Origin of the sequence: Bacillus sp. C30 (genome assembly GCF_040838255.1) — a bacterium.
Classification (GTDB): Bacteria; Bacillota; Bacilli; order Bacillales; family Bacillaceae_G; genus Bacillus_A; species Bacillus_A mycoides.
Genome location: NZ_JBFPJH010000113.1, coordinates 1 through 9,893, shown reverse-complemented (window position 1 = coordinate 9,893; position 9,893 = coordinate 1). Strand labels below are relative to the sequence as shown.

General features: G+C 33.4%; 10 protein-coding genes and 1 pseudogene. 3 read left to right on the top strand and 8 right to left on the bottom strand.

Features of this window, described 5'->3' with window-relative positions:
* The 3 genes from AB3X49_RS12680 to AB3X49_RS12670 form a co-directional block, all read right to left on the bottom strand.
* A partial coding sequence (locus tag AB3X49_RS12680; RefSeq protein ID WP_002088343.1) for a ribonuclease H-like YkuK family protein occupies positions 1–517 on the bottom strand: 517 nt, incomplete at its 3' end.
* Positions 518–591: 74 nt separating this feature from the next.
* Positions 592–741 carry a hypothetical protein gene (locus AB3X49_RS12675; protein ID WP_002033828.1) on the bottom strand — a complete coding sequence of 50 codons (150 nt, stop codon included), beginning with the start codon at positions 739–741 and terminating at the stop codon, positions 592–594.
* Between the two features lie 185 nt (positions 742–926).
* Positions 927–1,163 (bottom strand): YkuJ family protein, encoded by a 237-nt coding sequence (locus AB3X49_RS12670; protein ID WP_000055151.1) that lies wholly within the window; start codon positions 1,161–1,163, stop codon positions 927–929.
* Positions 1,164–1,395: 232 nt separating this feature from the next.
* Between AB3X49_RS12670 and AB3X49_RS12665 the strand changes: the two genes are divergently transcribed.
* Complete coding sequence (locus AB3X49_RS12665) at positions 1,396–1,632, top strand: glutaredoxin domain-containing protein (RefSeq protein WP_002014835.1); 237 nt, start codon at positions 1,396–1,398, stop codon at positions 1,630–1,632.
* Positions 1,633–1,657: 25 nt separating this feature from the next.
* Here the strand turns inward: AB3X49_RS12665 and AB3X49_RS12660 are convergent, their stop codons facing one another.
* The 3 genes from AB3X49_RS12660 to fadH form a co-directional block, all read right to left on the bottom strand.
* The gene (locus AB3X49_RS12660; RefSeq protein ID WP_367962446.1) at positions 1,658–2,146 is read right to left on the bottom strand and encodes a DUF3993 domain-containing protein; all 489 of its coding nucleotides are present in this window, start codon (positions 2,144–2,146) and stop codon (positions 1,658–1,660) included.
* A gap of 183 nt (positions 2,147–2,329) precedes the next feature.
* Positions 2,330–3,547, bottom strand: coding sequence for an EAL domain-containing protein (locus AB3X49_RS12655; RefSeq protein WP_002033827.1), 1,218 nt, complete (start codon positions 3,545–3,547; stop codon positions 2,330–2,332).
* Between the two features lie 256 nt (positions 3,548–3,803).
* Complete coding sequence (gene fadH, locus AB3X49_RS12650; protein ID WP_367962443.1) at positions 3,804–4,568, bottom strand: 2,4-dienoyl-CoA reductase; 765 nt, start codon at positions 4,566–4,568, stop codon at positions 3,804–3,806.
* 195 nt (positions 4,569–4,763) lie between these two features.
* Here fadH and AB3X49_RS12645 point away from each other — a divergent pair, with 195 nt between their 5' ends.
* Both AB3X49_RS12645 and AB3X49_RS12640 read left to right on the top strand, forming a co-directional pair.
* A complete protein-coding gene (locus tag AB3X49_RS12645; protein ID WP_367962441.1) occupies positions 4,764–5,621 on the top strand; it encodes a metallophosphoesterase in 858 nt (285 codons plus the stop codon).
* A 97-nt stretch (positions 5,622–5,718) separates the two neighbouring features.
* Positions 5,719–5,955 carry a hypothetical protein gene (locus AB3X49_RS12640; protein WP_002014830.1) on the top strand — a complete coding sequence of 79 codons (237 nt, stop codon included), beginning with the start codon at positions 5,719–5,721 and terminating at the stop codon, positions 5,953–5,955.
* 166 nt (positions 5,956–6,121) lie between these two features.
* Here the strand turns inward: AB3X49_RS12640 and AB3X49_RS12635 are convergent, their stop codons facing one another.
* Together AB3X49_RS12635 and AB3X49_RS12630 are read right to left on the bottom strand one after the other, a co-directional pair.
* A complete protein-coding gene (locus AB3X49_RS12635) occupies positions 6,122–8,230 on the bottom strand; it encodes a polyphosphate kinase (protein ID WP_367962439.1) in 2,109 nt (702 codons plus the stop codon).
* A gap of 108 nt (positions 8,231–8,338) precedes the next feature.
* Positions 8,339–9,885: pseudogene (locus AB3X49_RS12630) on the bottom strand (Ppx/GppA phosphatase family protein).
* Positions 9,886–9,893: the final 8 nt, after the last annotated feature.

The window sequence follows — 9,893 nt, the reverse complement described above, 5'->3', positions numbered from 1 at the left end:
ATTTTGTATATCTGTTTGCGTAACTAAATGCCGCATAAGCATCTGGTTTAATTTTTGCTGTTAATCCCATTGCTTGAATTTTCATCGTCATATCTAAAATAAATTCTTTTGTTAAACCATCATTCCCGATATCTAAATGAATTTCCATTATGAATCCTGCTCCATCTTGAGCGTATGGGTGCAATAAATCCCATATCGCTTGTATATGATTGGGAGTAAATAGATAGGCGATTTCTTGACTAAACTGTGTTTCTAAATATATTTTCTCTCGCAACGTTGCTGGCTTATTTTTCACTGATTTATGATGCAAACATCCCCATGCTCCTTTTCCAACACGATGAATATGTATCGCTGTAATAAACCTCGTATCCTTTTGATGCGCTTGTGAGTCTGTCCCAATAGATAATCGATATAAATTTCGCGGATCCTTTTCAATGAAACTACAAATACGGTTAAATACCATATCAAAATTCAAATGTCTCTCTGAAACATTATAAAATGTATACTCACCGTCCACATAGTCACGTCCTTTCAATTAGACAGACTTTTCGTATTCTCATTGTATGGGACAAAAACAAAAATTATAACTTACTACCCTTTATTCGTTTCAATATTTCGAATTACATAATTACAAAACCTACATGTATAAATTACATTTTGATTAGACTGGGCGGTTAATACGTGATTAATTTCAGCATGACTGTGACAATTAGGACAAATAACAATCGGTAAGCGTTCCATCCTTTGCACCTCCTATTAATATTTACTATCATTGTAGGAAAAATAAAAAATTCCTATACATATACATTTGTAAAAACTCTTTTATTTAATCGCGACTTAAATTACAACTTCTACTACCTATATAGCCCATTAATTAATATAACTAAAAAAGGTACCGCCATTTGGCAGTACCTTTTTTATATGTATCAAGAAATGATATCGTAAATCTCAATTGCAACCATATCGATATTATCGAATTGATACACTTGAGGTTTTTCACCTTGTTGATACACTTCTAACTCATACATTTCACTTTTATCGAAAAATTTCACGCTACATTTGCGCTCACCGTTCACTTCAAAATAGCGTTGTGCTACTTCACCGCTTTCAGCTTGTTCTTGTAGACTAACAAGTCGAGTTAAAATTCCTTGGAGTAGAGACATGAAATCTCTCCTTTCTATGATCTTCCTACCAATAGGTTTTACAGCTATACTCATTCTATCCGTCATAACAGAAAAAACGTTCCACAATCTAGGATAAAGGTTCTTGGCAAGAAACTCAACTAAAATTTGTCGAAATAAGATGTAAAAAGATGAAAGAGCATCTTTTTACTTCTTTATTGCGCTTTTTATACTGGCAGAATATAATAAACAACAGAAAAAGGGAGGAATTACAATGAAAAAAATTGAGGTTTATACACAACCTGATTGTCCGCCTTGTACCATTGTAAAAGAATTTTTAAAACATAATAACGTTGTATATGAAGAATTTGACATAAAAAAAGACGCTGCTGCACGCAATCGTCTTTTATATGACTATGAATCCTATTCAACTCCAACAGTTGTAATTGACGAAGAAGTTGTGGCGGGTTTTCAAATTGAAAAATTACAACAGCTACTCGGTATAGAATAGGAATAGGCGACACCTATTCCTATTCTCATAATTGTTGTAACCTTTTTATTTCAGTCAACAGTTCTTGACTTTCATGATACCCTGCTAATTTCCATTTTCCATTATCCTTTTGCAATGTCACAATTTGATATTGCCCACTCTTTGTCCGCTCATAGACATATAAATTTTTATGTTCTTCATCATAAGACATTTTTGTTTCTGAATTAAAAGAAAACGGAGCTTCTTTTGCTGGAAGTAAATATTCACCACTTTGTTTTTCATTTCTACTGTTTTCATCTGTAAAAACTTGAAGGAAATTATTTGTAAAATATGGTGATAACGTCTCTATCATCTTATTCATAGGTATTTGCTTCCCGCGGATTGAAAATTGCATCTCATAACCTTTTTGTATCGTTGTAAACACTTCTTTCCGATCCACTTTCACTTCTTCTTTTCCTAAAACAGTTGTGACACTATAGCCAACTAGAAAGGCAACACATATAAATAGAACAAACCATATTCCATATTTCTTCATTTTTTCACCTTCCTTTTAAAAGAGCTTGTCTTTGTAGTATTCATTGTAACAATGATTATGCAAAGAAAGGGATGATTTCGTTCGTAAAATCTTTACAACGATAGACAGCATTTTCATCATCATTTTCACTATTACCAATTTATGATAAAAACAAACAAAAAAATACACGAATCTCTTCGTGCATTAAAATAAAACATCTTCTTCATATAAATATTCGTACGATAAATCTATAAATAAAAAGTTTTCATCATCAATCGGGAATGAAAATGTTCGTACCATTTCACCAGTTTCGATATCAGCATATAAATCTGAAAGTCTTGCCTTATTCTCAAAACGCATTTTCATTATATTTTCTAGAAAATACGGGCGCCAGCTCCAGTTCTTCATATAATACTCTGGCATAATGATCCATCCACCATCTTTTTTCATAATATTACCCGATTGTTGAAAACCATCTTCATTACAAATAAATATCCGAAAACTATATTGTGATATGCTTTGGCTAAATTGTAATAACCAATCATTTATATCTTCATTCTTTTTTTGTTTTGACAGAACATCACCAATTCGATCACGTAACATCTCTGTTAAATTATAAATTTTTTGCAACTTCTTCTTCTCATGCAGAATAAATTGATGACATTCATTACCAAGTCGCTCTTTTAAAACATTCGTTTCAATAAAATCAGGTAAACATTCTTTCAAATAATTACCTTGATAATACCTACCACCGTTTTTCCAAGCATATTGTAGTTGATAAAAAGCATCAATTTCTTCATATAACAATGTCGCACCAATTCTTCTAGCAAGTAAAGATAAGGAATATAAAATATCTTGATAAGATTGTAAAAGTGCAGTTTGCCTTAAATTTGTTAAATCTACTTTTAAAATATCCGGTGCTAACACGCTAATACGCTCTAAATTACTTGTACCCGTTCCGACTTTATTAATCGAAATTTGAATACCATATGTACGATAATACATGAGTAAATGATTAAATTGTTCTATATCTTCTTTACATTCATGTTCTGTTATTTCCAGAACAATGCGTTGTAAGTTCAAACCTTGTTCTTCATACATCAGCAAAAGTTGAAGTAAACTTTCATCTTCATCATTCATTAATACATTAGCATTCCGATGTATAAATAATAATAATTTTTGATCCGTTTCTAAATACCTATTTAACGCTTTTTCTACGATGATGTTATCCGCTTCAAGTTGGAACTCACTCGGAATAGAATCATCATGGAAGAAAGATGCTAAACTTTGTATGCCCTCTTCTGTTTGAATTCGTCCTACAACTTCATATCCAATTATTGTATGCTCATCAGCACTAAAAATAGCTTGATAATAAGGAAGGACTTTATCCAAGTTACTCATTACATCTAATGCATCTATCAACGTGCTTCCCTCCCTTTACTTTTCAAAAATTATAACACGATATTTACGGAAAAATAATAAAAAATCCCTTCAGTTTTCCTGAAGGGATTAGAGGGGTAAAATGCTAAGGGGAATTAGCAATTCTACTATGAAGAAAAAAGAGGTCTTAAATATAACGTATATATCCCCTCTTGTAAACCCATTTCTTTTAAGTGTCACAATTTCGTCATATTTTACCACAAAGAAATGAATAAATCATTCGTTTTTTTCATCCCTTTTAAAATGGATATTGATGCAAATGCTGGCCACCATCCATTGTCATACAAGTTCCATTTATGTATGCAGCTTCATCTGAACATAAATAATAAGCTAGACCCGCAATTTCTTCTGGTGTCCCCAGCCTACCAAGTGGGACACTTTGTATTGTACGCTTAGCCATTTCTTCTGAAATCCATAATTTATCGGCACCACCTGTACGTTCAATTGGTCCTGGTGCGATAGCGTTAACTCGTATTCCATATTTACGTCCCCACTCAACAGCAAGAGTTTTTGTCATCGCTAATACACCAGCTTTAGCTGCTGCCGAATGGATAACCCCTGGGCCTGCATCCCATGCATATGTTGCCACCATGTTAATAATATTTCCTTTTATACCTTTTCCAAACCAATATTTCCCAATAGCCTGACTACAATAAAATGTACCATTTAATACAATATTAATTACCGAATTCCAGCCATTCACAGATAAGTCCTCTGCTGGACAAATAAAGTTTCCAGCTGCATTATTTATTAAAATATCAATTCGTCCAAACTTCTCATCAATATGTTCAATCATTTTTTGAATATCATCAGTATTTCGTACATCCATTTGTACAGATAATACTTGCCCTGGAAACTGTTCAATTTCTAACTTTGCTTCTTCTAGCTTTTCTTTTGTACGCCCTGTAATAACAACACGTGCCCCTTCTTTCGCAAAACGTATCGCCATCCCTTTTCCCATTCCACTTGATCCACCTGTTATAATAACTACCTTCTCTTTCACATACATCCCCTCCAAAAAATGAATACACATTCATTTTATCACTTTATTTGATAGAAATCTTTATTTTTTTCAATTTTTCTGATATTTTAACGTAAAGAGGTTTCTTTTCGTTCATTTTTTTCGTAATCTATACTACTTTTTTAGTGTTTAAAATATATTTTTAAAAAACTGAAGGGAGGTTCGAGTAACCTGTATATGAAGAAAATTACAAGAAGAAATTTTTTGAAATCTGGAATACGCACTTGTCTCTATTCATTTATAACCGCAAGCATCGGCTATTATTATGCTAAATATATAGAGCCCTATTTGCTTTCTTTTACGCAACACACACTTAAATCACCACTCATACCAAAAGGTTTTCATGGTATGAAGATCCTTCAATTTAGCGATTTACATCTAGGATACTATTTCTCTCTCCAACGTTTATCTCAAATCGTTTCCAAGATTAATGCTGAAAAGCCAGATATTGTCCTTTTTACTGGTGATCTCATTGATGATTACCAAACATATACCGAGGCTTCTTTTGTTGCATCCATTTTAAAGAATATACAGGCACCCTTCGGTAAATTTTCTATTTATGGTAACCACGACCATGGCGGATATGGAACTGAATACTATGATCACATCATGCGCGAATCTGGATTTGAACTTTTGCAAAATAGCGAAAAGCGAATTCGTTTACTGGATAATAGTGAAATTTCTATTTTCGGACTCGATGATATGCTACTGGGTAAACCAAAAATAGCGGAAACTTTACAACATGCAAAACAAAATATTTATACAATTGTTCTCGTTCACGAACCAGATATCGCGCCACAAATCGCTACATATCCAATCAATCTTCAACTTTCTGGTCATAGCCATGGCGGACAAGTACAAATTCCTTTTTTAGGTGCTATTATTACCCCGTCGCTTGCAAAAGAATATATTGAAGGTTTCTATAACATTCAAGGTTTGACTCTCTATGTCAATCGAGGTATTGGAAGAACACGTGTCCCATTCCGCTTTATGTCAAAACCTGAAATTACACTCTTCATCCTACAACATTCGTAACAATTCGCCTATTTCCTTACATATCCTTCCTTGTACTCGCTCATCCACGCTTGGTCCACCATATGATAAAAATGAGTCCAGTAAAGGAGGTTTGTTCATGTATCCATATTATCAACCGATCCCAGTTCGTTCAGCACCTTTTGGCCCAGCAGGCGACTCACGATTCTTTCCATTTTTCGGTGTTCCATTTCTAGCTGGAATTGCTGGAGGACTGCTAGGCGGAGCATTAGCTTTCGGGCCTAGACCGTTTTATCCGCCTTATCCACCGCCTTTCCCACCACCAGCACCTTTTCCTTGTTACGGAGGGCCTTGTCAACAACCATACTATTATTAATTTAAACCAACCATTCTTCTAATGTTTTTCTCTCAACGAACCGACTCATCACACGCCTATAATAAAAACTATTCTCTCTACTCATCCTTCCATTTTGAGAATATATGAGTAGAGAAAAAAAGTAAAAACCTCTTAAATTCAATAAGAGGTTTTTACTTTTTTCACACTATTCAGCGTCTGTATTTTGATACGCCATCTTAAATAAATTCACTTGGCTATCAATTTCTTCTATACTACTATTAATTATATAATAATAGTCACCATCTTTATTTTGTTCACGTGTTTTCACATTATCAGCTAAAACCAGCTGTAAAATTGCCTTTATTCTCGCTTTCATTTCAATATCTAAAATTGGGAAGGATATTTCTACTCGTTTTTCCATATTTCGCGTCATCAAATCAGCTGAAGATAAATATATTTTTTCATCTCCATTATGATGGAAATAATAAATACGACTATGTTCTAAATATCTTCCAACAACACTAACTACACGAATATTTTCACTTACATTTGGAATCCCGGGTCTTAAACAACATGTCCCTCTAACGATGAGCTCTACCCTTACCCCAGCTTGTGATGCTTCATACATTTTTTTTATTAACGGTTTATCTGTTAACGAATTCATTTTAGCGATAATATATCCATTTCCATATTGTCTATGATAACGGATTTCCTCATCTATTAACTCCATAAACTGCTCTCTTATATCAAACGGGGCAACAGATAAATGATGAAAATGCGGTTTTTTTGTATAACCACTCAAATAATTAAAGAAATTTGTTGCATCTACACCAAAGTCTTTTCGCGATGTAATATATCCAAAATCGGTATACAACTTCGCTGTTGCATCATTATAATTTCCGGTTCCAAGATGTACAAACCTTTCAATTTTTCCGTTTCTTCTTCTTACAACTAACGTAATTTTACTATGCGTTTTCAAGTGACTTACTCCGTAAATAACGTGACATCCGGCCTGTTCCAATTCTTTAGCCCAATGAACATTATTCTCTTCATCAAACCTTGCCTTTAACTCAACCAATACCGTCACTTGTTTTCCTTTTTCAGCTGCTACCTTCAGCGCCTGAATTATTGGAGAATCTCCACTTACACGATATAATGTTTGTTTGATCGCAAGTACATTCGAGTCATCTGCCGCATCACGGACAAAATCAACGACTGGCTGAAACGACTCAAAGGGATGGTGTAATAAAATATCATGTGCTATCGCTTTTTCAAATACATCTTCCTCATCACCTAAATCTTGAGGAGGTTGAGGAATAAGAGCCGGATATACTAGATGTTCATATAAAGGCGCTAATTTTTTATATAAGGAGAATAAACATGTTAAATCTAACGGTCCATCCATCATGTACACATCTTCATCTTTTACTTCTAACACATCATACAATAACGCTAACACTCTTTCATCAATGTGTTCTTTACCAACTTCTAAACGAACAGCAGCTCCCCACTTACGCTTTTTCAATTCTTTTTCAATTACTTTTAATAAATCGCGTGCACCTTCTTCATGGATCGTTAAATCCGCATTACGTGTAATACGGAAACGAGTAACAGGTGATACGTTATATCCTGTGAATAGTTTATGAGTAAAACCACTAATTACATCTTCTAATAAAATAAATTTATGTTTTTGCCCTTCACTCGGTAAAAATATGAAACGCTCCAGTAATGAAGGCACTTGTACAATTCCTAACTTCGTACGATTTTCTTCCTCAGCCTGTTGCTCATCATATAAAATAGTAGCTAAATTCAAACTTTTATTTAATAACATTGGAAATGGACGATACGCATCAATAGATACAGGGGTTAAAACCGGAAATATTTGTTCATCAAAATACTCCTCGATAAATTCCCTTTGCTCTTTCGTCAAATCATGGAATGTTAAACGCTCAATCCCCTCTAGTTCAAGCGCTGGCAATACATAATTTTTAAACGTTTCATACTGCACAGTCATTAACTCATGCGATTTTATCGCAATCTTATTTAACTGTTTCTTTGGTGTTAAACCTGCTTTATTTTCTGGCTGATTAAATCCCGCACTTACTTGATCTTTCAAACCTGCTACGCGCACCATAAAAAATTCATCTAAATTCGAACTAAAAATACTAATAAACTTTAGTCTTTCTAATAGTGGATTATTTTCATCTTGCGCTTCTTGTAGTACACGTTCATTAAATGCTAGCCAGCTTAATTCACGATTATTATAATACGCTGTATCATTTAAATTTACTAAATTCCCCTTTAGTAACTCCATTCGCTTCACACTTCCCTTTGAAACTTTTTTAATATAATTTAATTACTTTTATTTTATCAAATTACAATATTCCAAAGTGTTAATTTTTTGTAAAGACATCCGTACAACCTAACATTTCAATTCGAATACTAAGTTAATATTCGTTTTTAATACTCTTTCAAGTTGTTTTTTTTGTTTTTCCGCTTGAACTTTTTCCGCCAATGCCGATTCTTCACATAAAATCCTGAATGTTAAACCTTCGTTACTTTCCGTTATATATATTGTTTCAACAAGCGATCTTTGTCGTATATTTAAAGCAGCCGAAAATTGTAATACAGCCCCTAATAATCGAATTTTCTTTTGTTCACTTTTATCAAACCATCCTTCAAACAGTGCCAAATGTTGTTTAAATAACATTTTTGATTTATAAGAAGCTATAAGCGCTAATCTAACTCGATCTTTATGCATCATACCATCAATTGTTTTATTCGCTAGTAAGTAAAATGTATGTAAGCGGCTCGCTTCTTCATCTATATATTTTCCAATATTAAATACTTTCGCTGCTTGATGGAATATTCCCCAGTCTTTCGCTGACATAGAAATGAGTCCAGCTCCTTCAAGTTGTTTGCAAATTAATGTTCCTTGTTTAATAAGTTGAATGACAAATTCCATGTCTAATTCGTATTCATATGACAATAAATGTAAACTCTCTTCTACTACGTTCGGATAATATGAGATCCCCAAATCTTTCGTTAATTCTTCATAGAAAACACCTTCTCTTAATCCTTTTTTACTCAATACAAAAGCCGATGCCTCTATAACGTTAACAAGCATATGAAATACTTCGACCGCTGGGATAATTGTGTCTGCTCGATCTTTTGCTAACCCTTCTAATTTTTGAAGATCTATGAATGATAATTGTTTTAATTCATCTTTTACATTTTTAATATCGTCTTCTTTCATTTGTATAAGTGTAATCCAGCTATAGGATAACAAATTAAATTTTGGTGGATTTTCGCCATGTTCCTCGCACTACCCCCAATTGCGATAAGAGGCAATTTTTTATCAATTAACCATGGTAGCGTTCGGAATTGATACCATAAATACCTTCTAATCTCATCTAACTCCTCTGTAGTAGGAATATCATCTTGAATAAATTGTTGCTTTAAAGAAAGTGCTCCAAAAGGAAAGCTATAGTATTCTAAAATTTCTCTATTTCGAAAGTATGTAACTTCTGTACTCCCCCCACCAATATCAACTGTAATTCCTTCTGAAAATGAAGTGGAATTCATAACTGCTAAATAACCGTAACGTGCTTCTTCATATTCTGATAAAACTCTAAGAGTAAAATCTGTTTGCCCTTCAACAAGTTTTTTAATTTCCTCTTGATTCTCAGCCTGTCTAATTGTTGCCGTTGCAACACAAAGTACATGATGCAGCTTATGGAATCGTGTACTTTCTTGAAATTGAAATAATGTTTGTAATAATACTTCTATTCCTTCTTCACTTAATACACCATTTACTAAATAATTTCTTAACCTAGCGACCACTTTCGTATTTTCAATCTCTTTATAAAAACCCCCGCTTTGTTTTTCATAAATAACTAAGCGCATTGTATTAGAACCAATGTCTATAATGGCATATTGTAGTTTTAATATTTCTTTCAAACTTCTCACTCTTTCAT

What these genes read in the sequence shown, in the direction of transcription:
- AB3X49_RS12660 (WP_367962446.1), bottom strand. Translation starts at nt 2,146, where the DNA reads ATGAAGAAATATGGAATATGGTTTGTTCTATTTATATGTGTTGCCTTT.
- AB3X49_RS12640 (WP_002014830.1), top strand. Translation starts at nt 5,719, where the DNA reads ATGTATCCATATTATCAACCGATCCCAGTTCGTTCAGCACCTTTTGGC.
- AB3X49_RS12665 (WP_002014835.1), top strand. Translation starts at nt 1,396, where the DNA reads ATGAAAAAAATTGAGGTTTATACACAACCTGATTGTCCGCCTTGTACC.
- AB3X49_RS12675 (WP_002033828.1), bottom strand. Translation starts at nt 741, where the DNA reads ATGGAACGCTTACCGATTGTTATTTGTCCTAATTGTCACAGTCATGCT.
- AB3X49_RS12645 (WP_367962441.1), top strand. Translation starts at nt 4,764, where the DNA reads ATGAAGAAAATTACAAGAAGAAATTTTTTGAAATCTGGAATACGCACT.
- AB3X49_RS12670 (WP_000055151.1), bottom strand. Translation starts at nt 1,163, where the DNA reads ATGTCTCTACTCCAAGGAATTTTAACTCGACTTGTTAGTCTACAAGAA.
- AB3X49_RS12635 (WP_367962439.1), bottom strand. Translation starts at nt 8,230, where the DNA reads ATGGAGTTACTAAAGGGGAATTTAGTAAATTTAAATGATACAGCGTAT.